This window comes from Dactylosporangium cerinum (genome assembly GCF_042653625.1).
GTDB lineage: Bacteria > Actinomycetota > Actinomycetes > Mycobacteriales > Micromonosporaceae > Dactylosporangium > Dactylosporangium cerinum.
In genome coordinates this window covers 131,358-158,199 of record NZ_JBHSIU010000085.1, presented here as the reverse complement: position 1 = coordinate 158,199, position 26,842 = coordinate 131,358, and the positions used below count along the sequence as shown (strand labels likewise).

Annotated in this window: 20 protein-coding genes; 3 read left to right on the top strand and 17 right to left on the bottom strand. The window is 72.6% G+C overall.

What is annotated here, in order from left to right:
- Nucleotides 1–2,094: 2,094 nt before the first annotated feature.
- The 9 genes from ACFPIJ_RS48975 to ACFPIJ_RS48935 all read right to left on the bottom strand — a co-directional run bounded on the left by ACFPIJ_RS48975 (nucleotide 2,095) and on the right by ACFPIJ_RS48935 (nucleotide 11,622).
- Nucleotides 2,095–2,880 (bottom strand): caspase family protein, encoded by a 786-nt coding sequence (locus ACFPIJ_RS48975; RefSeq protein ID WP_380126373.1) that lies wholly within the window; start codon nucleotides 2,878–2,880, stop codon nucleotides 2,095–2,097.
- A gap of 72 nt (nucleotides 2,881–2,952) precedes the next feature.
- A complete protein-coding gene (locus tag ACFPIJ_RS48970; RefSeq protein ID WP_380126372.1) occupies nucleotides 2,953–5,493 on the bottom strand; it encodes a CHAT domain-containing protein in 2,541 nt (846 codons plus the stop codon).
- Between the two features lie 104 nt (nucleotides 5,494–5,597).
- The gene (locus ACFPIJ_RS48965) at nucleotides 5,598–6,053 is read right to left on the bottom strand and encodes a hypothetical protein (protein ID WP_380126371.1); all 456 of its coding nucleotides are present in this window, start codon (nucleotides 6,051–6,053) and stop codon (nucleotides 5,598–5,600) included.
- 6 nt (nucleotides 6,054–6,059) lie between these two features.
- Nucleotides 6,060–7,802 carry a S8 family serine peptidase gene (locus ACFPIJ_RS48960; RefSeq protein WP_380126370.1) on the bottom strand — a complete coding sequence of 581 codons (1,743 nt, stop codon included), beginning with the start codon at nucleotides 7,800–7,802 and terminating at the stop codon, nucleotides 6,060–6,062.
- A gap of 134 nt (nucleotides 7,803–7,936) precedes the next feature.
- Nucleotides 7,937–8,698: an SDR family oxidoreductase gene (locus ACFPIJ_RS48955; RefSeq protein ID WP_380126369.1), complete on the bottom strand. Its 762-nt coding sequence runs from the start codon at nucleotides 8,696–8,698 to the stop codon at nucleotides 7,937–7,939.
- Nucleotides 8,679–9,116, bottom strand: coding sequence for an SCO6045 C-terminal-like domain-containing protein (locus tag ACFPIJ_RS48950; RefSeq protein WP_380126368.1), 438 nt, complete (start codon nucleotides 9,114–9,116; stop codon nucleotides 8,679–8,681). Before ACFPIJ_RS48950 ends, ACFPIJ_RS48955 begins: the two co-directional genes overlap by 20 nt.
- A gap of 85 nt (nucleotides 9,117–9,201) precedes the next feature.
- A complete protein-coding gene (locus ACFPIJ_RS48945) occupies nucleotides 9,202–10,023 on the bottom strand; it encodes an MbnB/TglH/ChrH family RiPP precursor modification enzyme (RefSeq protein ID WP_380126367.1) in 822 nt (273 codons plus the stop codon).
- Complete coding sequence (locus ACFPIJ_RS48940; protein WP_380126366.1) at nucleotides 10,011–10,958, bottom strand: TIGR04222 domain-containing membrane protein; 948 nt, start codon at nucleotides 10,956–10,958, stop codon at nucleotides 10,011–10,013. The genes ACFPIJ_RS48945 and ACFPIJ_RS48940 overlap by 13 nt, the downstream gene beginning before the upstream one ends.
- A gap of 76 nt (nucleotides 10,959–11,034) precedes the next feature.
- Nucleotides 11,035–11,622 (bottom strand): TetR/AcrR family transcriptional regulator, encoded by a 588-nt coding sequence (locus ACFPIJ_RS48935; RefSeq protein WP_380126365.1) that lies wholly within the window; start codon nucleotides 11,620–11,622, stop codon nucleotides 11,035–11,037.
- A gap of 125 nt (nucleotides 11,623–11,747) precedes the next feature.
- Between ACFPIJ_RS48935 and ACFPIJ_RS48930 the strand changes: the two genes are divergently transcribed.
- Entirely contained in the window at nucleotides 11,748–12,395 is a 648-nt protein-coding gene (locus ACFPIJ_RS48930; RefSeq protein WP_380126364.1) for an HAD family hydrolase, read from the top strand.
- Between the two features lie 138 nt (nucleotides 12,396–12,533).
- Nucleotides 12,534–13,439 (top strand): serine protein kinase RIO, encoded by a 906-nt coding sequence (locus ACFPIJ_RS48925; protein ID WP_380126363.1) that lies wholly within the window; start codon nucleotides 12,534–12,536, stop codon nucleotides 13,437–13,439.
- Between the two features lie 119 nt (nucleotides 13,440–13,558).
- Here the strand turns inward: ACFPIJ_RS48925 and ACFPIJ_RS48920 are convergent, their stop codons facing one another.
- Together ACFPIJ_RS48920 and ACFPIJ_RS48915 are read right to left on the bottom strand one after the other, a co-directional pair.
- On the bottom strand, nucleotides 13,559–15,088 hold the full coding sequence (locus ACFPIJ_RS48920) for an MFS transporter (protein WP_380126362.1): 1,530 nt from the start codon (nucleotides 15,086–15,088) through the stop codon (nucleotides 13,559–13,561).
- Nucleotides 15,089–15,171: 83 nt separating this feature from the next.
- The gene (locus ACFPIJ_RS48915; protein WP_380126361.1) at nucleotides 15,172–16,125 is read right to left on the bottom strand and encodes a quinone oxidoreductase family protein; all 954 of its coding nucleotides are present in this window, start codon (nucleotides 16,123–16,125) and stop codon (nucleotides 15,172–15,174) included.
- Nucleotides 16,126–16,226: 101 nt separating this feature from the next.
- Between ACFPIJ_RS48915 and ACFPIJ_RS48910 the strand changes: the two genes are divergently transcribed.
- Nucleotides 16,227–19,238 carry an Hsp70 family protein gene (locus ACFPIJ_RS48910; protein ID WP_380126360.1) on the top strand — a complete coding sequence of 1,004 codons (3,012 nt, stop codon included), beginning with the start codon at nucleotides 16,227–16,229 and terminating at the stop codon, nucleotides 19,236–19,238.
- A 170-nt stretch (nucleotides 19,239–19,408) separates the two neighbouring features.
- Here the strand turns inward: ACFPIJ_RS48910 and acnA are convergent, their stop codons facing one another.
- The 6 genes from acnA to ACFPIJ_RS48880 all read right to left on the bottom strand — a co-directional run bounded on the left by acnA (nucleotide 19,409) and on the right by ACFPIJ_RS48880 (nucleotide 26,804).
- Nucleotides 19,409–22,177 (bottom strand): aconitate hydratase AcnA, encoded by a 2,769-nt coding sequence (gene acnA, locus ACFPIJ_RS48905; protein ID WP_380126359.1) that lies wholly within the window; start codon nucleotides 22,175–22,177, stop codon nucleotides 19,409–19,411.
- Nucleotides 22,178–22,457: 280 nt separating this feature from the next.
- On the bottom strand, nucleotides 22,458–22,835 hold the full coding sequence (locus ACFPIJ_RS48900; RefSeq protein ID WP_380126358.1) for a hypothetical protein: 378 nt from the start codon (nucleotides 22,833–22,835) through the stop codon (nucleotides 22,458–22,460).
- Nucleotides 22,836–22,948: 113 nt separating this feature from the next.
- Nucleotides 22,949–23,476, bottom strand: a complete 528-nt coding sequence (locus tag ACFPIJ_RS48895) for a YbhB/YbcL family Raf kinase inhibitor-like protein (protein ID WP_380126357.1) — start codon at nucleotides 23,474–23,476, stop codon at nucleotides 22,949–22,951.
- Between the two features lie 63 nt (nucleotides 23,477–23,539).
- Entirely contained in the window at nucleotides 23,540–24,283 is a 744-nt protein-coding gene (locus tag ACFPIJ_RS48890; RefSeq protein WP_380126356.1) for a hypothetical protein, read from the bottom strand.
- A 481-nt stretch (nucleotides 24,284–24,764) separates the two neighbouring features.
- A complete protein-coding gene (locus ACFPIJ_RS48885) occupies nucleotides 24,765–25,688 on the bottom strand; it encodes a PfkB family carbohydrate kinase (protein WP_380126355.1) in 924 nt (307 codons plus the stop codon).
- 12 nt (nucleotides 25,689–25,700) lie between these two features.
- On the bottom strand, nucleotides 25,701–26,804 hold the full coding sequence (locus ACFPIJ_RS48880; RefSeq protein ID WP_380126354.1) for an AAA family ATPase: 1,104 nt from the start codon (nucleotides 26,802–26,804) through the stop codon (nucleotides 25,701–25,703).
- Between the last annotated feature and the right edge of the window lie 38 nt (nucleotides 26,805–26,842).

Here is a 26,842-nt window from a genome sequence, read left to right as displayed (position 1 = left end):
TCTGCCTGGTGATCGAAGTCGCCGGCCGGCTGTCCGCACAGCCCGTGCACGACTTCGATCACGACCGCCCGACGCGGCGGCGGATGCGGCGGCTCGTTCGCGATCCAAGGCGCCACCCGGCCGCTCGTACACCACGACAGCGGACACGACCAAGTTCGCCGTCGTCGACTTCCGCTGCCCGACGCCGCCCCCCTTCGCACCCAATCCCGATTCCGTACCCCCGCCCCCAACCCGCTCAGCCGTTGATCGGTGCACGTTCGCGGGTTCTGCGGGGGTCGTGCGCGGGTCGTTGGTCGTGCGCGGAGCTGTGCCGGACTCAGTTCGCTGTCGTCGACTTCCCGCTGCCCGACGCCGCCCCCTTCGCATCCAACCCCGATCCCGTAACCCCGTCCTCAACCCACCTAGCCGTGGATCGGTGCACGTCCGCGAGTGGTGCGCGGGGTCGCGGGTCGTGGGACGTGGGTCGTGCGCTGGTCGTGGGTCGAGGGTTGTGCGACCTCGGCGCCGCGAGTCGTGTCCTGGTGGATGTGGTGTACGGCCGCTGGCCTGGCCCAGTGCTTCGTGACCCAGCTTCAGGCAGCCGCACTCCCGGGGTGGTGGCTGACCCGTGCTTCCTGGAGGACCCGCTTCGGAGGCGCCCGCCTCCCCGTCCTGTGTTCCGCGTGCTCGGTCGTGATGCTCGCTTCATGGCCTTCACAGGTCGACGGTCGTGCCGTGGTCGCCGGCACGGCCGATCCGCGCCTTCGATCTGTGAAAGGTCGTGTCGAGCGTGGTTGGTGGCGCGACAAGCGGAAGGATCGCGGGGGTCAGGTGCCCGGGGATCCTTCAGGTTGTAGGGATCCGGCGACGTCGCCGCGTGTCCGCCGCCCGATCTGGCGCTGCCGATGTCCGGATCGGCCTCGTTGCCCGTGTGTGCGGCGCCGGGAGTGGATCTTCCCGGTGATCGAAGGCGCTGGCCAGCTATGCGCGCAGCCCGTGCACGATTTCGATCACGGCGCCTGTGATCGAAGGCGCGGACCGGTCGTCCAGGTGACCGTGCGGCGGCTTCGACCTGTGACCGCACAGCGGCACAGCGGCACAGCGGCACAGCGGCGTGGCAGGCGACGGACGTCGCTTTCCGCCGCTGCTGGGGCTGGACTGAGGATGAGGGCTGGTGGACGATCTTGCGGCGTTGATCGAAGGGTGGTGTGGGTGACCAGGTCTGTCCTTCGACCATGAGCGTTCGCCATTGGGTGGCGGTTTGGTGTGGGAATATGCGAAATGCCCACATCGTGGACCCTGCCCGGGTGCCGTGCCGCGCGAAACAGTGACCATGTCGGCGTCGGCGTCGGCGGGGGCCGGGCGTCGGGTGCGGTCGCGGAGATGTGCGCCAAGAAGTGTGAAGGGGTGGGGGCTTGTGGGCGCCCGCCGTGTTTCACGCTTTCGCCGGGACTTGGGTCGCAGCGGTCCACGGAGCGAACGCGGCGGCCTGGTCGTGATCCAAGGCGCAGGCTGGCTGTGTGGGTAGACGGCTGCGGTCGGGTGCGGAGGCTCCACTGGATTGCCGCAGGTTCGTCGGCGGCCGGCGGGCGCAACGCGGATCTGCGCCGTGCTGGCCGGGTCTCGACCGCTGGCGTCACCGTGATCGAAGTCGCTGGTGGGTCGTCCGGGAGCCTGTTGAGTATTGGCGGAAGCCGTCTCGTCGGCGACCCTCGACGGCCGCCGATCGGCCGCGACCGGCCCGCGCGGCCGTGTTTTCTCTCAGCACGGAACGTGAGCCGGCCGGTTCGCAACAGGCTCCCGGACGACCGCAGGGCGACTTCGATCACGGGCGAGCGCCGGCCCTGGACCGGTTTGTAGCTTTTGCGGAAAAGGTGGCGTGCGATCCGCCTGCGGCTCGATCTGTTGATCGCGTGCCGTCTATGGCCGCAGGTGCCGGTCGCTCGTGACGAGGACTTACCGTCTATCGAGGCTTGGTGGCACATCGGTGGTGATGGGCATTGTCGGGTGTGTTCCGGCGTGTCCGGGTGTACGGCGCCGGTGATTGACAAAGCCCATCGCCGTCGACAGTGGTCAATGTGAGCTGTCAGTCAAGCCGTTTCGAAATCGTGGGCGTCAGGCGAGCAGGGGCCAGGCGAGCTGCGCCGGGCTGGCCTGCAGGGCCGGGGTCTGCGGGTAGTTCTGGCTCGGCAGCTGCGCCCGGATCGCCCTGAGCCAGTCGCGGTACGTGGCGCCCGGCGGTAGCTCCGCGAGCGCCGTCAGCGCCACATACGTGAAGGCGCCGTTCGGGCGGCCGGCGAACGTGGCGTCGTACGAGTACTCGGTGTCCCGGCAGGCGGACAGCAGCAGCGCGGCGGAGCGGGGACGGGATCGTGCCGCGCGGCGGGCGGCCAACCCGGCAGCCACGCCGGCTGACGGTGGGAGGAACGTCGACGGGGCGAGGAAACGGCTTGAGCACCGATCGTCGCCGAGCGGGCGGCTCAGCCGGGTCAGCGTCCCCGAGTGGCAGGAGTCGGAGATGAGGACGGTGCGCACGCCAGGGTCCGCCGCGCTGAACAGGGCGGACAGCTCGTCGTCCAGCAGTGGGCCGTTGGCGGCGATGTCGTGCGGGCAGATGGCCTCGTCGCGGTCGTCGGGCTCGTCGCCGTCGAGGTCCGGGACCCAGGTGCCGTGGCCGGAGTACGTGATGACGACCCCGTCGCCGGCGGTGGCCCGGGAGAGCAGGTCGGTGATGCCGGTGCGGATCGCGGCGCCGGACGCGGCGCTGTCGAGCAGGGTGCGGACGTCGAAGCCCCGGGCGGAGAGCGCCGCGGTCCAGTCGGCGGCGTCGTTGCGGCAGCCGTACAGGTCGCTCGAGACGCCCGGGTAGTCGTTGATGCCGATGCAGAGTGCGAGTTTCATGGTGTCCCCCGTGAACACACGTCGAAACAAATAGATGGACGTAGTAGAGGCGCCGCGGGGGTGGGGGAAGGTTCAGCCGGCGCCGAAGCAGACGAACGGGGTCGCCTCCGGCAGGTCGGCCAGGGCGCGGGCGGGGGAGACGCCGGTGGCGACGGCCCGGTGGTAGTGCGCCATGACCTTGGGGCCCAGCTCGTCGGGGATGCGGGCGACGCTGGCCACGACGTTGGCGGTGCCGGCGTGCAGGAGGGCGGCGGTGAACCCGACCAGTTCGTCGCCGGCCCGCACCACCGCGCGGCCGACGTCGCAGGCGGACAGGACGACCTGGCCGGGGGCGGTGCCGAGGCGCTGCAGCTCGTACGCCAGCAGCGGGCCGTCGTCCAGCTCCAGCCGGGAGAACAGGACGTTCTGCGTGTCGTGGTGCCCGTGCGCGGCGACGTGGACGACCCGTGCGGCGTCCATGCCGGCCAGGACGTCGGTCGCGGTGGCGGCGGCGCCACGCAGGACACGGCCCCTGGGATACAGGGCCGCGATGGCGTCGATCTCCGCGTCGGCGTGCAGGAGGTCGGGGCCCGCGACCAGCAGCGGCGCGCCGGTTGTCGCGGTCCGGTCCGCGGTGCGGGCGGCGAGCCACACCGAGGCCGACGGCGCCACCGAGACCGGGCGCCCCCGCAGGCTGGGCAGGAGGCCCCAGGGCAGGACGGCGAGCTGCCGGGTGGGCACCAGGATGACGTCGTGGGTGCTGAGCGCTGCGCGTACCGGAGCGATCAACGCCTGGTCGAGCGTCGCGGCCTGGCGCTCGGCGCTGGCGCGGACCACCGCCGCGAGTTTCGGGGGCAGGCGCCGGTCGGCGGCGGTGTCGAGGTCGCTGAGCAGGCGGCGGACGGACTCGGCGACGAGGGCGTAGGCGCCGAGCTCGACCGAGGTGATCGTCCCGCAGGCGAGGACGAGGGCGTGCAGCCGGTCGCGGCGCACGAGATAGGTGACCATGCACCGGCCCGCGCGGGCGAGCTCGGCCAGGACCTCGGCGTCGGTGGCGGCGCCGTGGCCCTCCTCGGTGTCCGCGGCCCACCAGCCCTGGCGGCGGATGCCCTGTTCGAGCTCGGCGCAGCGGGCCCGCAGCAGCGGCTCCGGGCGGCCTTCGAGCTCGGCGAGGCGGACCGCCCGGCGCAGCTGGCGCAGCTCCGCGAGGGCGTCGGCGACCTGCGGGTCCTGCGGCGGCAGCACCGAGCGGGTCCGGAACGACTGGGCGCGGGAGCGCTCCGACCAGTTGAAGACGAGACTGGGCGGGCCGAGCGACCAGGAGATGTCCAGGCCGAACGTGCCGAGGTCCGCCCCGAGCGCGGCCACGCTGCTCTGCAGCTCCAGGCTGCCGAACCGGCGCCGGTGCTCCTGCAGCGTGGCGAGCCCCTTGTGCAGCTCGTTGAGGGCGGGGCGCGGCCGGCCGTCGGCGCGGTGCAGCTCGGCCCGGGTGAGGCGGCGCAGCAGGCGGGTGTCGAGGGGCACGTCGGCCGGCAGGACCCGCCGCGCCGCGACCCGCTGCTCGGCGGTGGGGGTGTCGCCCGCGGCGATCCGGGCCCTTAGGGCGAGCAGCTCGGCACCGCCGGCGTCGTGCCGCAGGCCGAGGTCGCGCAGCGTCGCCGCGAGCCGGGTGGCCTGCCTGGCCACGGCGAGGAGTTTGCGCCGCGCCGCCGTGGTTGTCTCCGGCGGGTGGGGCGCGTCCTGCGCCGGCTCCGCGCCTGCGGGGATCCGGGCCGCGGCGGCGAGGTCGACGCGGACCTGGAGGGAGGCGGCCAGGGCGGCCCAGGCGCGGTTGCGGCGGCGGGTGAAGCGGGCCCGGGCACGGCCGCTCCACAGGGCGGCCGCGGTCAGGTCGCCGCTGCCGAGAGCGGCCTGGGCCCGGGCCAGTTCGGCCTCGCCGAGGTCCTGGCTGAGGCGGTGGCGGGTGAGCAGCTCGATCGACTGGTCGAGCTCCTCCGCGGCGGCGGTGTCCAGGCCGGCGCCGAGCAGGGCCCGGCCCCGGTCGAGCATGGAGATGGCGAGGAACCCGTCGGCGTGCAGGCGGCGCAGCGCGTCGGCTGCGGTGTCGAACGTCTGCAGCGCCGTGGGCACGTCGCCGTCGGCGAGGGCGCAGTAGCCGAGGTTGTGCTCGGCCTTGGCGGCGAGCAGGTCCAGGCCGTGCGTGCCGGCGAGGTCGCGGCACTGGCGCAGGTCGGCGCGGGCGAGGCGGACCCGGCCGGCGGTGAGGTGCACGACGCCGCGGTTGAGCAGGGTGCGGGCGAGGACGGTGGGCTCGCCGTGCTCCTGCAGGACGGGGACGGCGGCGTCGAGCAGCTTCAGGGCGGCGTCGATCTCGCCGCGGCGCAGCAGGAGCAGGCCGCGCTGCTGCAGGACGGTGCCGACGTCGGCGAGGTCGGCGAGGGTCTCGGCGCGGTCGAGCAGCTCCAGGCCGCGGTCGGTGCGGCCCTGCTCGGCCTCGGCGTGGGCGAGGGTCAGCAGGAGCCTCGCGGCGAGCGCGGGTGCGGACGGCTCACCGCCCGGCCACCCGAGGAGCCGCAGCGCCTCCGTGGCGTGCCGCGCGGCGGTCGCCGGCTTGCCGGCGGCCCCCGCCTTCACCGCGGAACGGTGCAGCCGCACCGCCCGGGTCACCGGCCCGGTTTCGGGTATGCGTGTGGCCCGCGCGGGTTCGCGCGGGTGATAGGAGCTGGGCGGTTCGTCGTCTACACCACGAACGATGGCGTCACCACCGTCCGGACGCCATCGGCTACTTGGTCGGTCGTGGGGTGCACCCGGATCTGCACCTCGCCCCGGCTGATCCGGGCCGCGGCGAAGCGGCCGCCCTCGTCGGTGTCCATCGTCTGCGGGCCGTCGGCGGTGCGCAGCTCGATGCGGCAGGCCGCGGGCGGGGCCAGCCAGCCGTCGAGGCGGACGGTGCCGTTGGTGCCGGCGGTCCACTCGACCATGATCGTGAGGCTGGCGGACTCGAACGTGGCCCGGGTCGTCTCCTCGTCGCCGCGGACCCCCGCCAGCACGCCGGCGGGGGGTTGCGGGACGAGACGGCAGACCTCGATGTCGAAGCCGGTGATGCTGAGGGAGAAGAGCAGGTCGGCGGGGACCGGGTCGACGATGCCGGCGATGCGGCGAAGGTCGGCCAGGAGGGTGTCGTCGTCGTCCATCGAGGCCTACCCGGGGAATCCGTCGAGGGCCTTGAGCGCCCGTTGCGCGGTGGACTTCGCGTCCAGGTGGTCGAGGCGCAGCTGCGGGTCCTCGGCCGCGTTGGCGAGGAGCAGCGCGGCGACCTCGGCGGCGCCGAGACCGGCGGCGAACGAGCTGCCGCTCCAGGAGGCGAACCCCCGGGTGTAGTCGTCGGCGTCGAGGGTTTCGCGGCGGGCCGGCCGGCCGCCGGCGTTGCCGGCCGGGGTGGCGAAGGCGGCACCGCGGCTGCCCTGGATCTTCGGGTACGTGCTGACCAGCGCCGAACCCGGGGCCCAGTAACGGACCCAGGGGCCGTCGTTGCTGAACATGGCCTTCGCGTCGTTGGGCTGGAACGCGCCGACGCTCATCACCGGCAGCTCGCCGTCGCAGCGCAGGGCCGCGGGGTAGAACTCGCGGGACGTGGCGTGGTTGCCGGCGGCGGCGACCACGACGACCCCGGCGGCCAGAAGCCGGTCGATGTGCTCCTGGAGGCGGATGGTGTACGTGGCGTCCGCCGCGTTTTCCAGGTAGTAGCCGAGTGAGAGACACACGACGTCGACCATGCTGCCGCCGGTGCCGGCCTGGACCGCCTCGACCTGGTCGGCGAGCCGGTCGAGGGCGATGAGCAGGTCACTTTCGTAGACGACGCCGTCGCTGTGCATGACCCGGATCTGCAGGACGGTCGCGTCGGGGGCGACCTGCCGGATGAGACCGCCGATGAACGTGCCGTGGCCGGTGTGGCTGCCGAGCTCGCCGGCGACGGAGCCGGTCCTGATCTGCCGCTCCCACGCGTCGCGGATCCGCTGCAGCGAGTGGCCGGCGGCGATGAGCTGCTCCTGCGCGGCGAGGATCGAGGCCTGCAGCTCGGCGTCGACGGCGGTGAACCCGTCCTCGGGCAGCGCCGATCCGGCCGGGGCGGGGACGTCCAGCCACTCGTGCGGGGAGATGCCGGTGTCGAGGACCGCGACGACGGGCCGGCGGTCGCCGAGCTCGGCCACGGTGCGCCGGCGGGGTGCCTGCAGGACCACGTCGACCGGCTGGCGGCCGGCGCCACCGGCGAAGCGCCAGGCGCTGCCCTCGGTCATCGGGGACCCCTCCGTCATGGGGGAGCCCTCGGTCATCGGCGAACCCTCGGTCATCGGGGAGCCCTCCGTCATCGGAGAGCCTTCCGTCATGGGGGACCCCTCGGTCATGGGGGAGCCCTCGGTCATGGGGGAGCCCTCGGTCATGGGGGAGCCCTCGGTCATCGGTACCCCACCGATGGACGCACCGAACAGCAGATGGTCGAGGGACAGGTGCGCGCCGTGGCCACTGGCCCGCAGCGCCTTCAGCGCGGCCCACGCGTCGACGGACTCGGGGTCGGCGCCGTGTGCCGCGACGAGCTGCACCGCCCGCACCCGCCGCCGTGCGGCCCGCTCCCGGACCGGCCCGTCCGGACCGTGCCCGTCGCGGCTGTGGCCGTGGTCGTGGCCGCCGGGTGCTGAGGCGGCGAGGCGCATGCCGGTCGCGGCCAGGGTCCGGTTGCACCGTTCGAGGGTCTCCGGCTGCTCCGCCGCCGGCTCGGTCGAGAGCAGGACGCCCGCGCGGTAGACCGTCGGGGCGGACGCGCCGTCGCCGGGCTCCAGGACGCGCGCGCCGTGGCGGCGCAGCACGGCCGCCGAGGGCAGCCAGGGCGTCGACGATGGTGCGCCGTTGTCGTCGTCGAGGTCCGCCTGCGCGTCCCCCGTCATTCGCCGGCAGCGTAACTGCATGTGGCTCTCCGTCCCCGCGGGGCGCCGCCCGACTGATGACAGCGCCGTCTCACTTGACTAGAGGGGACCCGAACGGCTTCTGATACAAGAATTTCAAATGGCTTGTACGCGTTTCAGAACGCGCTGGTCACGCCGCCGTCGACGGGCACGGCGACGCCGGTCAGGTAGCTCGCCGCCGGCGACAGCGCGAACGCGGCGACCCGCCCGAACTCGGCCGGGTCGCCGAGCCGGCGCAGCGGGATCGCCGCCGCGGCCTCCGCCCGTGCGGCGGGGCTGTCCAGCAGCTCCAGGTTGCGGTCGGTGAGGATCCGGCCGGGCAGCAGCGACACGACCCGGATGCCACGGGGACCGAGCTCGGTGGCGAGGTCCTTGGCGAACCCGGCGAGGCCGGGTCGCAGCCCGTTGGAGATCGCGAGGCCGTCGAGGGGGACGCGGACCGACGTGGACAGCACGAGGCCGATGGCGGCGTCCGCACCGGCCGGGACGGTGCCGATGGTCTCGGCGACGATCCGGGCCAGCCGGACGGTGCCGAGGAAGATGGTGTGGAACGCGGCGAGCCAGGCGTCCTCGCCGGTGCCGGTCGCGGTGCCGCGGGGCGGCCCGCCGACGGAGACGAGCGCGCCGTCGAGCCGGCCGAAGCGGTCCCGGGCGGCGGTCACGAGCCGCGGGCCGGTGCCGGGGTCGCCGAGGTCGCCGGTGATCCCGGCGGCGTGGTCCTCGCCGAGCGCGGCCACGGCGGCCTCGACGGTGCCGGCGGTGCGGCCGGAGACGACGACCTTGGCGCCGTCGCGGACGAGGGCCTGGGCGGTGGCGAACCCGAGCCCCCGGGAGGCGCCGGTCAGGACGTAGACGCGGTCACGCAGGCCGAGATCCATGCCGCGATGGTAGAAGGCGCGATGGTAGAAGGCGTGACGGCAGGAGGCGGAGCCTGGCCGCCAGCCGGTTGCGGGGGACCGGGGCGTTGACGCCGTCGTAGGTGTAGGCGGCCTCGCGGCCGGCGAGCTCCTCCTGGGCGAGCGGTGACAGGGTGTCCTTGACGGCGCGGGCGAGGTCCCAGCCGTCACGCAGCGAGCCCTGCGGCGGGCGGCCCTCGGCCCAGTGCCCGAAGGTCGCGTGCCAGCCCTCGCCGAACGACGCGGCAAGGAACGGCCAGGTCCGAGCCACCTCGCCGGCCCGTTTGCGGCGGAGGGCGGCACGCGTTGCCAGTACACCCGCCGCAGCGAAACCCTCAGGGACGTCGCCGCCGGCAACGAGCGCCTCGACCAGCGCCCGCTGATCCTCTGCCAGCGTCATGCCGTCACCTCCGCTGCGCTCCGGCGCCGGCCTGACCTGAGGGCTGCTCCTCCGGTGAGCGACCCTCCGCTGCGCTCCGGGCCGCTCACGGGGTGATCCGGGCGAGGCCGGCGGCGGCGCTGAGCGCGTCGAGTTCGCGGGTCAGCTCGGCGGCGGGTGGGTAGCGGCCGTCGCGTTCGAGCATCAGCGCCGGTGGGCTGGTCCGCGCGCACAGCTCCTTGACCAGGTCGAGGACCTCCGGCGGGGTCGCGTCGGTGTGAGTGTCGTGGTAGAGGCCGTCGTGCTCGGCGCCGCCCGCGACGTGCACGTAGGCGATCCGGTCGAGGGGGAGCGCGTCCAGCAGGTCGGTCGGGGACTCGTCGCGGTTGCGGGCGTTGGCGTAGACGTTGGCGACGTCCAGCAGCAGCGGGCAGCCGGTCCGGTCGAGGATCTCGGTGAGGAACTGCGCCTCGGTCAGCTCCGGGTCGGGCCAGTCGAAGAGCGCCGCGATCGGCTCCAGGGCGAGCGCGACGCCGCCGAGTGCGGCCTGGGTGCGCCGGACGTTGGCGACGATCGCGTCCACGGCCTCCCGGGTGCGGGGCACCGGCAGCAGGTGGCCCGCCTCGACGCCGCCGGCCCGCACGAACGCGATGTGCTCGCTGACCAGCGGCGAACGCAGCAGCTCGGCGCACCGGGCCAGGTGCGTGGCCCGGGCGTCGTCGACCGGTTCGGCCCCGCCGAGGGACAGTTTGACGCCGTGCGGCACGACCCGGACGCCCCGTTCGACGAGGTCCATGAGCAGTTCCGGCGGATGGTGGAGGTGTACTGATTCCGCGACGACCTCGGTGAACCGAAGCCCTGGGAGGGTGGCGACGTAGCCGGCGATCTCGGGCCGCCAGCCGATGCCGACGCCGGTCATCCCCCGCACCCTCCGCCGCCACCCCCGCAGCTGGATCCGCCGCCGCACGAGCTGGAGCTCGACGAGCAGCTGCTGGAGGAGCCCGAGTCGGAGCTGGAGCCGGAGTCCCAGCCGCCGAAGTCGCCGCCGCCGCCGCTGGCCGCGACGTGCCGCTGCAGCTCGGCGGCCTCCGCGAACTCGGGGTCGGCGAGGAAGAACGCGCCGGCGCCGAAGAGCCCGATGCTCAGCGCCGCCGCCTCCGGGCCGTAGGTCCGCCATGACGGCGACTGTCGCGGCGACAGGTGGTGCGCCCGCATCCGCATCCGGGCCAGCAGCCGCCTGGCGTTGGTGGCGACCCGCGGCACCCGCAGGAAGAGCAGCGCGATGAGCAGCACCGGCAGCACGAGCGTCAGCAGGAGGCCGACCGGGCGGTCGTTGAGGACGCCGGCGACGATCCGGGCGACGCCGAGCGCGACGGCCGCGAACACGATGAGCGACCCGATCCGCACGGCCCGGCGCCGGTCGTCGTCGAGCAGCCAGCCGGCCAGCTTGAGCTGCTCCTCGGTGCGGTTGAGCACGTCGATGACGGCGGCGTCGGTCTGCACGGTGCGCGCGGTGACGCCCCGGCCGGTGGCGGCGATGACGGCCCGGTCGAGCTCGTTGGCGCCGGCCGGCGTGCGGTCGGTCTGCCGCAGCGTGCCCCGGTTGTCCGCTTCGATGGCGCGGGCGGCGCGCAGGGCGGCCAGGGAGCTGTAGACGGCCAGCTTCCGGTCGCCGGTGATCAGTGCGGCCTGGGTCGGGGTCAGGTCCCGGGCCCGGCGCATCGAAGGCCCGCGCAGCGCTGCGCGGCGCCAGATGAACGCGGTGATGATCGCGAGCACGGCGAGCCCGGCATACAGCCACAGGAAGTCCGGGCCGGCGATGCCCCAGGTGTCGCCTGGTCCCGCCACGATCGATGTCCTCATGGGGTCAGTGTGGGTCTGGTTGTCCAGCAACGCTCGTCACCGGATGGACACTTGAGGAAACCTTGTGACCGGGTCGTCACGACCTTCGGACGGCGGCCTCGACCAGGTTGAGGACGGCCTCGAGGTCGTGCACCGGGCGACCGGTGGCCAGGTGCAGCACCAGGCCGTCGTAGGCGAGCTCGAGGAACTGGGCGAGGATGCCGATCGGCACGTCGGCGCGCAGGACCCCCGCCTCCCGCTGGCGCTGGAGCCGCTCGCGGGTCGCCTCGGCGACGGCCTCGGAACGGGCCGCCCAGCGCTTCGCGAACTCGGGGTCGGTGCGCAGCCGGCGGGATACCTCCAGCTGGCTGCCGAGCCAGCCGGCGACGTCGCCCCCGTCGTCGTTGGTCGTGGCCGCCCGGTGCAGCAGGTCCCGCATGACCTGGACGAGGCCGTGCTGCGCGACCGTGGCTACCATGGTCGCGGCGTCGTCCTCGGCCACGGCGAGGAAGAGCGAGTCCTTGTCCCGGAAGTGGTGGAAGATCGCGCCGCGGGACAGGCCGATCTCCTCTTCGAGCCGCCGCACGGTGGCACCCTCGTAGCCGTGGCGGGCGAAACAGGTCCGCGCGCCGGTGAGGATCTCCTTCCGGCGTGCGTCGAGCTGGTTCTGGCTCACCCTGGGCACGAGACTGATTATGCAAGCCGTACATACGGTTTGGCACATCGCTGCACGCTTCCGGACGGCACGTTGAGCCAATCCTGTGGAAACAGCATCTGTTAGTTGTCATTCCGGTCACGTAACCTGCCCGCGTGCCCCTGTTGTTGCTCTCCCTGGACGACACCCTGCTGGACAGGGCTGGGGCGTTCCGCGCATGGGCGAGCGACTTCCTGGGCCGGCTCGGCGCGCCCGCCTACGACCTGGACTGGCTGCTGTCCGTCGACGCCGACGGGATGGGGTCCACCTGGGACGTCGCCGAGGGCATCAGGGAGCGCTACGGCCTGCGTGAGGCGGCGATCGACCTGGTCGAGGAGATCCGGGGCGAGCTGATGAGCCGGGTCCGCCTCGACCCGCTGACCGCGTGCGCCCTCGCGATCGCCGAGGACGCCGGCTGGGTGCCGGTGGTCGTGACCAACGGCGAGACCCGGCAGCAGGAGGAGAAGTTGCGCAAGACCGGGCTCGACCGGTACCTCGCCGACTGGATTATCTCCGAGGACGTCGGGGTGCGGAAACCCAACCCGAGGATCTTCGCGATCGCCGCGGAGCGGGCCCGGATGCGCCTCGGCGGGGCCTGGCTGATCGGCGACAGCCCCGAAGCGGACATAGGGGGCGCGGCGGGCGTCGGGATGCGCAGCGTCTGGCTGCACCGCGGCCGCCGGTGGTCCGAGCCCCGCTACGCGCCGACCCGCACCGCGGACGGGGTGATCGCCGCGATCGCCGAGGTCATGGCCTCGCGGTAAATCGCTTGCGCGGCTGCGGTCGCTGGGGGAGAGTCGTCAGGAACTTCGACTGAGAGGGGGGTGGGTAAGCATGGCTGCCGTCACGGCGCGATTCCGCATGCCGACTTCCGCTTCCTTCTCAGTCCTGGAGACCTCGCGTTGCGTGACAACGACTCTTTTGGCACGTCTGCACCACTGAACCGCCGCCGTCGCAAGTTCGACGACGATGACCCGACCTTCGTCAAGCGCTCCTCACCGTCCACCGATCCCGTCTGGGACGAGGTGGAGGAGGAGACCGGCTGGTCCTCGTGGAGCGCGCCCGGCGTGCAGCACGGGCCCGCCCCGATCCCCGGCTGGGTGATCACCGAACACGCCGCCAAGGACACCGACCGCGGCGTGCTCAAAACCGGCAAGGAAGCCGACGTCCACCTGGTGGAGCGCGGCATCCCGGACACCGACCGGCGGGTCCTGCTCGCCGCGAAGCGCTACCGGGCCTCCGAGCACCGCCTCTTCCACCGCGACTCCGGCTACCTCGAGGGCCGCCGGGTCCGCGAGTCCCGGGTGACCCGGGCGATGGCCGGGCGCACCGCGTTCGGCCGGGAGGCGATCGCGGGGCAGTGGGCGCAGGCCGAGTTCGGCGCGCTCGCGCAGCTGTGGGAGCTGGGCGTCAACGTCCCGTACCCGGTGCAGCTGCTCGGCACGGAGCTCATGCTGGAGTTCATCGGCGACGCCGACGGCACGGCCGCGCCCCGGCTCGCGCAGACCCGGCCCGACCAGGACCTCCTGGCGGACCTGTGGTGGCAGTTGGTCGACGGGTTGCGGGTGCTCGCCCGCGCCGGGGTCGCCCACGGTGACCTGTCGCCGTACAACACCCTCGTCCACGAGGGGCGGCTGGTCATCATCGACCTGCCGCAGATCGTCGACGTGGTGATCAACCCGAAGGGGCCGGACTTCCTGGCCCGCGACGTCGCCAACATGGCGAAGTGGTTCACCGGCAAGGGCTTCACCGTGGACCCGGAGCCGCTGATCGTGGAGCTGCTGCACGACGCGGGGATGCGGGTCTGAGCACCGGCGTGGCCCGCCCGGTGTTGTGGCCGGGCGGGCCGCGGGTGAAAGCGGCGGGGAGGGTTGGTCCGCCGCTTCCGTCTGTGCAGGGTTTCTACCTTGCTCAGTTCACGAGGGCCTCAGCCCATGTGGACGGCGCCCTCGGCGGGCACGTCGTCCTTGCCTGCCTTCACGAACACGATGACGATCACGGCGGCGACGACCAGCAGGGCCGACCCCCACCAGAACGCCGTCACGTAGCCGTGCACCATCGACTCCAGCTGCGTGGCCTGCGGGTTCGGTGCCTGCGCGTGGTCCTTGTAGTACGAGGTGGCCGCGGTGATCGCCACCGTGTTCAGCAGCGCCGTGCCGAGCGACCCGCCGACCTGCTGGCTGGCGTTGACCACGGCGCTTGCCGCACCCGCGTCGTGCTCGTCGACGCCGACCAGCGCGATGTTGCCCAGCGGCACGAACGTGCAGCCCAGGCCGAAGCCGAGGATCAGCATCGACGGCAGGACGTGGGTCGCGTACGCGGTGTCCACGCCGATACGGGTCAGCAGGATCATGCCGATCGCCGCGACGACCCCGCCGGTCGCCATGATGGGCTTCGGGCCGATCTTCGGCAGCAGGCCGCTGGACAGGCCGGCGGCGATCAGCACGCCGACGCTGATCGGCAGCGTCCGCACCCCCGACTGCAGCGGCGTGTAGTGCAGCACCAGCTGGAAGTACAGGCTGACGAAGAACACCGCACCGATGAACCCGGCGCCGATCAGGGTCGACGCGAGGTACGCGCCGCCGCGGGTGCGCTGCAGCACGACCCGCATCGGCAGCAGCGGGTTCTTGATCCGCGTCTCGACGACCACGAACAGCGCCAGCAGGAGCAGCGCCACCCCGATCAGGCCGAGCGTGACGGGGGAGGTCCAGCCGTACTTGAGCTGCTGCTGGGCGTCGGTCTCGCCGGCCTTGGTGAAGCCGTACACGAGCAGGCTCAGGCCCAGCGTCGCGAGCACCGCGCCCGGGATGTCGTACTTCGTGTTGCCCTGCGCCTTGCTCTCCGGGACGATCCGGACGGCCAGGACGATCGCGATCACCGCCACCGGGATGTTGACCAGCAGGCACCAGCGCCAGTTCGCGTACTCGGTGAGCACCCCGCCGAGGACCAGGCCGAGCGCGGCGCCACCACCGGCGATCGCGCCGTAGACGCCGAACGCCTTGGCCCGCTCCTTCGCGTCGACGAACAGCACGCTCAGCAGCGCCAGGGACGCCGGCGCCAGCAGCGCGCCGAACACCCCCTGCAGGGCGCGGGCCAGGAACAGCGACGTCTCGTCCCAGGCGCCGCCGCCGAGCGCGGAGGCGATCGCGAAGCCGAGGATGCCGACCACGAACGTGCGCTTGCGGCCCCAGTAGTCCGCGACCCGGCCGCCGAGCAGCAGCAGCCCGCCGAACGTCAGCGTGTAGGCGGTCACCACCCACTGCTGGTTGGCGTCGCTGATGCCGAGGTCGGCCTTGGCGTGCGGGAGGGCGACGTTGACCACGGTGGCGTCCAGCACCACCATCAGCTGCGCCACCGCGATGATCACCAGGGCGAGCCATCGGCGGGGGTGCGCGTGCAGGGGCGCCGTCTCGTGCAACTCGTGCTTGCCGTGCCGTTCGGTCGCCACGTGGCTCATGCGGATCCCCTCCTTTGACCATTGAAAGGTCTAGTCGGGGAACATTTCCGGGGTTCGCGCAGGCCCGCCGCTTGAGATCACGATCACGGAATAATGAGCAGCTTCCCGGTCGTCCTGCGGCCTTCGAGGGCGGCGTAGGCGTCCTGTACGGCGTCGAGCGGGAGTTTTTCCGTCACGGCGACGTCCACCACCCCGTCGGCGATCCACCCGAACAGTGTCGCGGCGCGCTCCAGCAGCTCGTGCCGGGCGGCGACGAAATGGGCGAGCGTGGGGCGGGTGAGCGAATACGAGCCCTGCATGAGCCGCAGCGGGTCGAACGGCGGCACCTTCCCGCTCGCCGCGCCGAACAGCACCAGCGTGCCCCGCGGCCGCAGCGCCTCCAGGCTGAGGTCGAACGTGTCCTTGCCCACGCCGTCGTACACCGCGGCGGCGCCGTCGCTCACCTCACGGACCGCGGCGAGGGCGTCGCCGTAGGTCACGGCCCGCACGGCGCCGTCGGCCCGGGCGATGTTCCGCTTCTCCTCGGTGCTCGCCGTCGCCACGACCCGCCCGCCGAGGTGGGTCACGATCCTGGTCAGCAGCCGGCCCATCCCACCGGCGGCGGCGTGCACCAGGACGGTGTCACCGGCGCGCACCGGGTAGGAGTCGTGCGTCAGGTAGTGCGCCGTGAGGCCCTGCAGGATCGCCGCGGCCGCCTGCTCGGTGCTGATCTCCTCCGGCACGGGCACCAGCCGGTCCGCCGGGACGACCGCCTGCTCGGCGTGGCTGCCCGGCACGCCCGTCCACGCGACCCGGTCACCGGGGGAGAGGCCCTCGACGCCGTCGCCGAACCGCAGCACGGTGCCGGCGCCCTCGCTGCCGAGCGTGAACGGCAGGCCGACCTGGTAGGTGCCGGTGCGCTGATAGACGTCCATGAAGTTGACGCCGCTCGCCTGGACCAGCACCAGCACCTCACCGGGCCCCGGCTCCGGGGCAGGCAGGTCCTTGACCTGCAGCACCGACTGGTCGCCGTACTCCTCGAACACCACCGCGCGCATTGACCCTCCCGTTTCTGTGTCGGCTTCCTGTCTACCCCAAACCGCCGATCGGAAATGTCGTACCGCTGCCGTACGATCCCGGGGTCTTTGGAGGTGAGCACGTGGGGCCGACCCATCGTCTCGCGATCGATCTGGGCACCTGCCACACCGTCGCGGTCGTCCGCCGCGGCGACGAGGCACCCCGGGCCCTGCTCTTCGACGGGTCGCCGGTCATGGCGTCCGGCATCTACGCCGACGAGAGCGGCCGGCTCTCCGTCGGCCGCGACGCCGAGCGGCTCTCGCAGCTGGCCCCGTCGCGGTTCGAGCCGTTCCCGAAGCGCAGCGTCGACGCGGGCGCCGTGCTGCTCGGCGACTCCGAGGTCACCGTCGTGGAGATGCTCGCCGCCCTGCTCAAACGGGTCGCCGACGAGTCGCTGCAGGCCGGGGTCAACCCGGTCGGCTCCACCGTGCTCACCTGCCCCGCCGACTGGGGCGGCCAGCGCCGCGGCGTCCTGCTCGAGGCGGCCCGCGCCGCCAACCTCGGCCCGGTCGTGCTCGTCGACGAGCCCATCGCCGCCGCCACCTACTGCCTGCGCGTCCTCGGCCAGCAGGTCGCCCCGCTGCAGTCCCTCGCCGTGTTCGACTTCGGCGGCGGCACCCTCGACGTGTCCGTGGTGCGCCGCGAGCCCTCCGGGTCCGGCGGCGGCAGCCTGCGCGTCCTCGGCGTCGGCGGCCTCGACGACCTCGGCGGTGTCGACATCGACGCCGCCCTCGTCGGTCACCTCGGCCAGCTCATCCAGCTGCGCAACCCCGAGATCTGGCAGCGCCTCGCCAACCCCGACAGCACCGCCGCCCACCGCGACCGCCGCGCGCTGTGGAATGAGGTCCGCGCCGCGAAGGAGATGCTGTCCCGCGCCGCGTCCGCCCCCATCCACGTCCCGGGCACCGAAGAGGCGCTGCACATCACCCGCGAGGAGCTGGAGCGCGTCGCCGGCCCCCTCATCGACCGCGCCGTCGACGAGACCCGCCGCGTCCTGGAGCGCGCCGGCGTCGACGTCCGCCAGCTCGCCGGCATCTTCCTCGTCGGCGGCTCCTCCCGCATCCCGCTCGTGGCGAGCCGGCTGCACGCCCGGTTCGGCGTCGCGCCGGTCGTGCCCGAGCAGCCCGAGCTGCCGGTCGCCTATGGCGGCATGCTCGCCATCGCCACCCCGCCGCAGCAGCTCTTCGACGGCCCGCCGGTGGCGCAGCCGCGCCCGGTCTCCGGTGCGCCGGTGCCGCCCGGCCACTCACCGGCGTTCCCGCCGTCCACCGCGTTCCCGGTGTCGGCCGGCTTCCCGGTCTCCGGCACGCCGGCCACGCCGACCTCCCCGGGCGCCTACGGGTCGCCGGCCGGTCTCTCCCAGATGTTCAACGTGGCGCCCCCGGCGGCGCCGGCCTCGCCGCCCGGGGTCCGGCCCGGCCCGCCAGGACCGTCGTTCGCCACGCCAGGCGGGCCGCCGCCCGGCCTCGCGCGGCCCGGCGTCCCGGCCGGCATCGGCGCGCCCGGCGCCCCGGGTATGCCCGGCCCCCCGGCTGGTTTCGGCGCGCCCGGCGCCCCGGGTGGGTTCGGCGCCGCCGGGTTCCCGCCCGGCGGGCAGGGCGGGTTCACCCCGCCGCCGCCGGTGATCGTGCGGCCGCGCCGGCGCACGGCCCCGTGGATCGCCCTGATCATCGTCCTCGCCCTGATCGGCGGCTGCTTCTGGGGCGGCTCGAAGATCTTCGGCTGGGTGGGCTACCAGTTCGAGGCCGCCAAGGACGGCTTCCCGGACGTCACGACCACCGGCGCGGACGGCAAGCCGCAGAACGTGAAGATCGAGGGCCTGACCGCGGGCGAGCCGTTGAAGATCGGCGGCGACGGCAAGTTCACCGCACTCGCCGGCAACGGTGTCGTGTTCACCGCCGTGGGCAACGCGGGCAAGGTCGACGTCGAGGCGTTCGAGCCGGCGGGCAAGAGCCGCTGGACCGTCAACGTGCCGATGGACCCGACCGGCATCAGCCTGCGCCAGGTCGGCAACCTGCTCATCGTCGACGGCGACGGCGACACCACCCGCGACGACAAGGACGCCCGGGCGGTGATCGACATCGGCACCCACACGGTCAAGTGGACCGACGTGTGGGACTACCGGATCGACCTCTTCTACCTCGGCACCGACGCGATCACCGAGATCCGCCGGGGCACCACCGCCGTGCAGCGCACCGACCTGCTCACCGGCAAGGCGAAATGGAGCCACCCGGGCAAGGGCGGCTTCATCACCAGCGGCGACCGGCTGGCCAAGCCGGTGGTGATCTGGCCGGGGGCCAAGCCGAGCGGCGCGCTCGTGCCGAGCTACGGGCTCGACTTCCAGCGCTACATCCCGTTCCAGGAGTCCCTCGACGTCGACCCGGGCGTCATCGTCCAGATGCAGGCCGAGAACAAGGTCGCCACCATCGACACCAACACCGGCGCCGTCAAGGCCACCGGCACCATTGCCTCCGGCGGCGACCTGCCGTGGTCCGTCTACGCCGGCATGGCGATCTTCAAGAAGAAGAACACCAACACGCTCGTCGCGTACAAGCTGGACGGCTTCAGCCAGGCCTGGGAATACAAGGCGGCCACCGGCGCCACCCTCGACGACTTCCGGCCGTGCGGCGACAAGCTTGTCTGCGTGAAGATCGACGCCACCAAGGACTCGGTGGTGGCGCTCGGCACCGATGACGGCAAGGCCCGCTGGACCAAGCCGATGGAGTCCGAGGCCAACTGGTATGTCCTGGACGGCAAGCTCTTCATGGGCTCCGGCGCCTTCACCAGCGTGCAGGAGCCCGTCCTGCTCGACCCGGCGAACGGCAACGACCAGAAGACCATCGGCAGCGCCCTGCTCAGCAAGATGGCGTATGCGGGCGCCGGCGGCCGGGTCGTGATGCTGACGATCCGCAACTCCGGGACGAAGTCGATCCCGGTCGTGGCCCTGGTCAACGTCGCCGACGGCAACGTCGCCGGCGCCGCCGACTACGCCCCGGACTCCAGCGCGTACGAGGCCAGCGCCAGCGCCGACGCGATCGCCCTCATCGACGAGGAGAACCGGACCGTCTACCGCTTCGCGATCCCGACCAAGTAGAGCGCCGGGCCGGCCACCACGATGGCCGGCCGGCGGCCGTCGACGCGCCCGCCTCATGATCCTGGAGACCTTGTGTACCGCTGGCTACCCAAGGTCTTCCGGATCACGGAGACCGCTGAGGGCCGGCCACCGAAGACTGGTGGCCGGCCCTCAGGCTGAACAGGGAGCGGTTACGCCTCGATCATCTTGCGCAGGACGTACTGCAGGATGCCGCCGTGGCGGTAGTAGTCCGCCTCGCCGGGGGTGTCGATGCGCACGACGGCGTCGAAGTCGACGCCGGTGTCGGTGGTGACCTTCACGGTGCGCGGGGTGGTGCCGTCGTTGAGCTGCTCGACGCCGGTGACCGTGAAGGTCTCGGTGCCGGTGAGGCCCAGCGACTCGGCGTTCTGGCCCTGCGGGTACTGCAGCGGCAGCACGCCCATCCCGATGAGGTTGGAGCGGTGGATGCGCTCGTAGCTCTCCGCGATCACGGTGCGCACACCGAGCAGGGCGGTGCCCTTCGCGGCCCAGTCGCGCGACGAGCCGGAGCCGTACTCCTTGCCCGCCAGGATGACGAGCGGGGTGCCGGACTCGGCGTACGCGACGGAGGCGTCGTAGATGGTGGTCTGCTCACCGGTGAGGTGGTTGACCGTGACGCCGCCCTCGGTGCCGGGGGCGAGCTGGTTGCGCAGGCGGATGTTCGCGAAGGTGCCGCGGATCATCACCTCGTGGTTGCCACGGCGGGAGCCGTAGGAGTTGAAGTCCTTGCGGTCGACGCCGTGGCCGGCGAGGTACTTGCCGGCGGGCGAGTCGGCCTTGATCGAACCGGCGGGCGAGATGTGGTCGGTGGTGACCGAGTCGCCGAGCTTCGCCAGGACCCGGGCGCCGCTGATGTCCGCGACCGGGGACGGGGAGGTCGCCATGCCCTCGAAGTACGGGGGCTTGCGCACGTAGGTGGACTCCGTGTCCCACTCGAACGTGTTACCGGTCGGGGTCGGCAGGGACTGCCACGCCTCGTCACCGGCGAAGACGTCGGCGTAGCGCGACTTGTACAGGTCGCTGCCGATCGCCGCGGCGATGGTGTCCTCGATCTCCTTCGGCGTGGGCCAGATGTCGCGGAGGTAGACCGGCTGGCCGTCGGAGCCGGTGCCGAGCGGCTCGCTGGTCAGGTCCAGGTCCATCGTGCCGGCGATGGCGTAGGCGACCACCAGCGGCGGCGAGGCCAGGTAGTTCATCTTCACGTCGGGGTTGATGCGGCCCTCGAAGTTGCGGTTGCCGGACAGCACCGACACGACGCTCAGGTCGTGCTCGTTGACGGCGGCGCTGACCGCCTCCGGCAGCGGGCCGGAGTTGCCGATGCACGTGGTGCAGCCGTAGCCGACGAGGTTGAAGCCGAGCTTGTCCAGGTACGCGGTGAGCCCCGACCGGTCGTAGTAGTCGGTGACGACCTTCGAACCGGGCGCCAGGGTCGTCTTCACCCACGGCTTGGTGGTGAGGCCCCGCTCGACGGCGTTGCGGGCGAGCAGCCCGGCGCCGATCATGACCTGCGGGTTGGACGTGTTGGTGCACGAGGTGATCGCGGCGATGACGACGGCGCCGTGGTCGAGCTCGAAGTCGCCGACCTGCACCGGCTTCGACTGCCTGCCGTTCGCGCCACGGGCCGCGGACACCAGGTCGTGCGGTTTGTCGCCGTTGGACTGGATGTGGTTCGCCGGCGGGTCGCTGGCCGGGAACGACTCGGCGCTCGCCTCGTCGGCCGGGCCCTCCACGCCGTCGCTGGTGACGTAGTCACCCAGGACACCTCGGAACAGTGGCTTCGCGCTCTTCAGCGGCACGCGGTCCTGCGGGCGCTTCGGGCCCGCGAGGGACGGCTCGATCGTCGACAGGTCCAGCTCGAGACGCTCCGAGTAGTCGGGCTCGGCGGCCGGGTCGTGCCAGAGGCCCTGCTCCTTCGCGTACGCCTCGACCAGGGCGACCTGCGCCTCGTCGCGGCCGGTCAGGCGGAGGTACTTGATCGTCTCGTCGTCGACCGGGAAGATCGCGACCGTCGAGCCGTACTCGGGGCTCATGTTGCCGATCGTGGCGCGGTTGGCCAGGGGCACGGCGCTGACGCCAGGACCGTAGAACTCGACGAACTTGCCGACGACGCCGTGCTTGCGCAGCTTCTCGGTGATGACGAGGACCAGGTCGGTGGCGGTGCAGCCCTCCGGCAGCTCGCCGCTGAGCTTGAACCCGACGACCCGCGGGATGAGCATCGACACGGGCTGGCCGAGCATCGCGGCCTCGGCCTCGATGCCGCCGACGCCCCAGCCGAGGACGCCGAGGCCGTTGACCATCGTGGTGTGCGAGTCGGTGCCGACGACCGTGTCCGGGTACGCCTGGCCCCTGCGCGGCATGACCACCGGGGCGAGGTACTCGATGTTGACCTGGTGCACGATGCCGGTGCCCGGCGGCACGACCTTGAACTCGTTGAACGCGGTCTGGCCCCAGCGCAGGAACTGGTAGCGCTCCTTGTTGCGGCCGTACTCCAGCTCGACGTTGCGCTCGAAGGCGTCGGGGCGGCCGAACAGGTCGGCGATGACCGAGTGGTCGATGACCAGTTCGGCGGGGGCCAGCGGGTTGACCCGGGTCGGGTCGCCGCCGAGCTCCACGACCGCCTCGCGCATCGTGGCCAGGTCGACCACGCACGGCACGCCGGTGAAGTCCTGCATCAGCACGCGGGCGGGGGTGAACTGGATCTCCACGCTGGGCTCGGCGGTGGCGTCCCACGCGCCGAGGGCACGGATGTGCTCGGCGGTGATGTTGGCGCCGTCCTCGGTACGCAGCAGGTTTTCGAGAAGGATCTTCAGGCTGTAGGGCAGGCGTTCGGCGCCCTCGACCTTGTCGACCTTGAAGATCTCGTAGCTGGCGTCACCGACGCTCAGCTGGCTCTTGGCTCCGAACGTGTCGAGGCTCGCCACGGCGTTGCTCCCTCAAGTCAATCAGGCGGGTGTCAGGGCAAAGTCTTCCGCAACCGGGCAGCCCGGTTGTCGTCAATCAAGAAAACCGTACGTCCGTCTTGTTAAACCCGCAAGCGTGTACCAAGCTGTGAACCATGATTCACCACGCCTGGTGAGCGTGCTCAGGGGGCCTGCTCGGGTTGTGTTGTCTCGCGGCTTTCTATTGTCTCGCGGCTCTTTTGTTTCTCGCGGCTTTTGTTTCTCGCGGCTTGCAGTGCGCTGTGGGGTTGCCGACAGTGCGCTACAGGTCCACCGACCACCAGTCTCCCGGAACCGGGTGGAAGCCGGCCTTGCGGAGCAGGTCGTGATCGTCCGGCGGGAGTGCCGCGGCGAGCCGGTGCGCGGATCCGGCGCGGAGCGCGTCGATGAGCCCCTGCAGCACCTGCACGGCCAGGTCGTGCCGTCCGGGTGGAGCGGCGAGGCGGAGCAGCCTGACCGTGGTCCCGTCGGGCTGGACCGCCGCGAGGGCCGCCGCGGGCTGCTGGTCGTCGCAGACCGGATCGACCAGCTCCCACCACTGCACCTCGGGCGTGGCCGGCGTGCCCCAGCGGGCGGTGATGCGCCGGGTCACGGCGAGGCGGTGTGCCGGCACGCGCCGGACGAGGAGAAGGGGATCCACGCCACCAACTGTGCGTGACCGGTCTTGCAGGACCCTTGCCGTCGATTTGCGACCCGGCCGGGGGTACTGCGGCCCCCGGCCAGGTCGCACGGCGTCGTGTGGTGTCGTGTGGTTCAGAAACCGAACGTGGAGACCAGCACCGCGCGCGCGATCGTGTGCGCGACCACGTTGAAGCCCACGACGTTCGCCGAGGCGTCGGCGCCGATGTCGAGGGCGTCGACGTCCAGGGCGTGCACCGCGAAGAAGTACCGGTGTGGGTCGTCCTTCGGCGGTGGAGCCGCCCCGCCGAAGTCGCGGGTGCCGTAGTCGTTGCGGGCGTGGATCGCCTCGTCGGGCAGGCCGTCCTTGTCGCCGGTGCCGGCGCCCGTCGGCAGCTCGCTCACGTCCGCCGGCAGGTTGTAGACGATCCAGTGCCAGAACCCGCCGCCGGTCGGGGCGTCCGGGTCGTAGCAGGTCAGCGCGAAGCTCTTCGTCCCGGCCGGGAAGCCCGACCAGCTCAGGTGGGGCGAGGTGTTGCCGCGCTCGTACACCTGCGCGTCGGGCAGCGTGCCGCCCTCGGTGAGGTCCTCGCTGGTCAACGCGAACGCCGGCACCGCGGGCAGGGAGTCGAACGGCGACGGTGGGCGGGGTCGGTCGGTCATGCGCACGCTCCTAGTGCTGGGCTTTGCTCCTAACCTGATCCTCTTACCCAACGACCAGGCGCCTCAAGTGACGCCCGGTTGTGAGGTACCGGTGAGCCTCGCGTACTCCGCCTCCGTGCCGATCGCGGCGCGCCGGTCAGGGTGCTCCACGTAGTGCTCGACGACGGAGCCGAGGAAGACCGGCTCGACGGCCAGCATCTCCAGGGGGATCAGCAACCAGCCAGGCTCCGCCCGGCCGGGCCGGCGGATGCTCAGCGCCAGCTTCGGGCTGCGCACCCGCAGCGGCAGCGGCCGCTGCGGCACCCTGACCAGGTCGTCCCACTTCACCCGGCGGCTGCCACCGGCCCGGATCGTCAGGCCGTCGGGGCTCACGATGATCCGCGGCCCGCGCAGCAGCGGGACCGCGGCGAGCGCGATGAGCAGCACCGCGATCACGTTCAACGTCACCCGCAATCCGAGCGGCGTGGACGGGTCACTCTCCAGGAACAGCGTGCCGAGCAGCGCCCACGCCATCGTCGCCCGGCCGAGCCAGACCGGCGAGCCGGGCACCACGAACGCGTCCCCGCGCACCCGCAGCGCCGACGGCGGCGGCTGCATCACCGGCCGCAGCGCGATCCCGAACCCGATGAACGCCCCGCTGAGCAGTACGATCGGCGCCAGCAGCAGCGTGACCGCCAGCCACGCCGGCGTGCGCGCCTCGGTCACCCCGAACTCGTAGCCCACCCGCAGCCCGACGAGCACCACAGCGATGACCGCGGCCGCGATCCTGCTGCCACGAACGTATCGACCGAGCTGCTCCGGCGTCACACCAGCAAGTGTACGAACCGCCCATCCACCGGCATGAGTCACAGAGGGTGACGGGCCCGTTCGGCGTGTCGGCCCGGATTTGGATGGTCAGGGTAGCGTGGGAGAGAACGGAACGCCGCCACGGGAGCCGATCCGGTGAGCCTTCGCAAGCCTCCGATCGACGGGCCGCGGGCCGGTTTCGGAGTCAGGTGACGAGCCGCCACAACAGTCGCGCGCGGCACGCCGTGAGTCACACGTCGAGGGGTGGCGAAGCGGGCGCGGCGGCGCGGCGCGGTGGCGAAGCGCGGCGCGGTGGCGAAGCGGGCGCGGTGGCGAAGCGCGGCGCGGTGCGGTGGCGAAGCGGGCGTGGTGGCGAAGCGGGCGCGGCGGGCTGTGAGTCACGGCGGGCCGTGAGTCCCACTTCGAAGGTGGCGAAGCGGGGCGCGGCACGCTGCGAGCCGCACTTCGAGTGCTGGGGAGCGGACGCGCGGCGCGCCGTGAGTCACACGTCGAGGGTGGGGAAGCGGGCGCGCAGGGCCGCAAGCGTCGGCATTGACGTCGCGCCGCCGCGGGACTCGCAGACCAGTCCCGCGACGTGCACCGCGACCCGGGTCAGCGCCTCCCATCCGGCCAGGTCGCCGGGCAGGCCGTGGGTGAGGATGCCCCAGGACAGGCCGGCCATGGTGGCGTCGCCCGCGCCGGTGGCGTCGATCGCGGCGACGGTGGGGGCGGGCACCCGTGCCGTGGCGGCGGCGTGCGCGACGAGAGCGCCTTCCGCGCCGGTGGTCACCACGACCGCGCCGGCGCCCAGGGCGAGCAGCCGCGCGGCGGCCCGCTCGGGGGATTCGCCCCACAGGGCGGCCGCGTCGGCGGCGCTGAGCTTGACGAGGTCGGCGGTGGTGGCGAACTCGGCGACCACGTCCGGGTCGACGCCGACGACGGGACGCACGTTGGGGTCGAAGACCTTCACCGGGCCGGGCGTCGACCACGCCTTGCGGGCGGCGGCGAGGACGGGCGGGCTGAGCAGGCACATCGACCCGCAGTACAGCAGCCCGGCGGAGTGGACCACGTCGGTGTCGAGGTCGTCGGCGTCGAGCAGGCCGTAGGAGGGCGGTTCGCCGTAGAAGCGGAACGTCGGCTCGATCCCGCGGAACGTCGTCACCGCGAGTGTGGTCGCGACCCCGGGCACGCTCATCACGCCGCGGGTGCCGACGCCGGCGGTGGCCAGGAAGTCCAGGATCCGGCCCGCCCACGGGTCGTCGCCGACGGAACCGGCGAACTCGCTGGGCGCGCCGAGGCGGGCGACACCGACCGCGACGTTCAGCGGCGCCCCGCCGATCGCGGGGTGATAGACGATGCCGGACGCCGAAGCGGACTCCAGCAGGTCGACCAGCGCCTCACCGATGACCACCGCGTGTCCCGTCATCGCGCCAGTACATCACTTCGGCTGACGCGCCAGCCACAGTTCGCGGGCGAGGTCGCCGGGGCCCAGCTGGCTCGGCGCCGGGTCACGGCCGAGCACGGTTGCGCCGTCGGGGTCCTTGGCCGCGTACCAGATCTGCTCCGGGTCGAGGACCGGCAGGCCGTCGGTGCCGGGGCCGAACGGGGTGCGGGCGCTGAACACCAGTTGTGCCCTGGCCGGGTTGAGGTCGCGGTCGCGCAGGAGCCGGAGCGTCTCCGCGGCCAGGTCGGGGTGCACGGCGGCGTCGAGGTCGTCGACCAGGAGCACCCCGCCGCGTTCCAGCATGGGCAGCAGCGCCGCGAGGAGGTCCAGCCAGGCGACGGTGCCGTCGGACTCGGCCCAGTCGCCGAGCGTCACGGGACCGGACCGGCCGGCGTGCACCAGGCGCAGCAGGTCTCGTTCGACCCCGACCACGCCCAGGTCCGCGCGGCTGACCAGCAGGGTCAGCTGCTCGTTCCACCGTTCGGCGAGGTGCGCCAGGCCGCTGGCGAGCCTGGTGCCGGGGGACAGCCGGACCGTGCGGACGCTGCGCAGCCAGGCGGCGACCGGCGCCAGCCACTGGTGTTCGATGTCGGCGCCGAGGGACAGCAGTGTCGTGTGGGGTTCGCAGGCGGCGGCGAGGTGCTCCAGGCGGCTTTCCGGCAGGCAGCGGAACCCGGTGCGGTCCCGCTCGTACCAGACCCTGCGCCGGTCGCGGTCGGTGGCGTGCAGCCATTCCCCGGCGATCTCGTCGCGCTTGTAGGCGCAGCCGTAGACGTAGCGGACGCTGTCGAGGAGGAACTCGACCTCGAACCGGGTCGGCAGCAGCCGCGCGGCCGGGTCGAGCTGGAACGGTTCGAAGCGTTGCGTGGCGTCGTGGACGTCGCTGCCGGATGCGGCGAGCGCCCGCAGTGTGGACATGGCCCGCAGCACCGTCGACTTCCCGGCGGCGGTGGGACCGAACACCCCGCACAGCGGGGACACCCTCAGCAGCCCGCCGCCGACGGGCACACCGAAGCCGCCGTCCGGACCTGAGAGCAGTGTCAGCTCCTGGATATCACGGACGGAGCGGTAGTTCTGGAGCCTGAACTTGAGCAGCATCGCCTGCCGACGCTAGGCGGCGCCGCGCCGCCCGGTGC

Coding starts and splice junctions, on each gene's coding strand:
- ACFPIJ_RS48975 (WP_380126373.1), bottom strand. CDS start 2,880: ATGAAACTCGCACTCTGCATCGGCATCAACGACTACCCGGGCGTCTCG.
- ACFPIJ_RS48965 (WP_380126371.1), bottom strand. CDS start 6,053: ATGGACGACGACGACACCCTCCTGGCCGACCTTCGCCGCATCGCCGGC.
- ACFPIJ_RS48960 (WP_380126370.1), bottom strand. CDS start 7,802: ATGACGGGGGACGCGCAGGCGGACCTCGACGACGACAACGGCGCACCA.
- ACFPIJ_RS48955 (WP_380126369.1), bottom strand. CDS start 8,698: ATGGATCTCGGCCTGCGTGACCGCGTCTACGTCCTGACCGGCGCCTCC.
- ACFPIJ_RS48950 (WP_380126368.1), bottom strand. CDS start 9,116: ATGACGCTGGCAGAGGATCAGCGGGCGCTGGTCGAGGCGCTCGTTGCC.
- ACFPIJ_RS48940 (WP_380126366.1), bottom strand. CDS start 10,958: ATGAGGACATCGATCGTGGCGGGACCAGGCGACACCTGGGGCATCGCC.
- ACFPIJ_RS48920 (WP_380126362.1), bottom strand. CDS start 15,088: ATGAGCCACGTGGCGACCGAACGGCACGGCAAGCACGAGTTGCACGAG.
- ACFPIJ_RS48915 (WP_380126361.1), bottom strand. CDS start 16,125: ATGCGCGCGGTGGTGTTCGAGGAGTACGGCGACCAGTCGGTGCTGCAG.
- ACFPIJ_RS48895 (WP_380126357.1), bottom strand. CDS start 23,476: ATGACCGACCGACCCCGCCCACCGTCGCCGTTCGACTCCCTGCCCGCG.
- ACFPIJ_RS48885 (WP_380126355.1), bottom strand. CDS start 25,688: ATGACGGGACACGCGGTGGTCATCGGTGAGGCGCTGGTCGACCTGCTG.
- ACFPIJ_RS48880 (WP_380126354.1), bottom strand. CDS start 26,804: ATGCTGCTCAAGTTCAGGCTCCAGAACTACCGCTCCGTCCGTGATATC.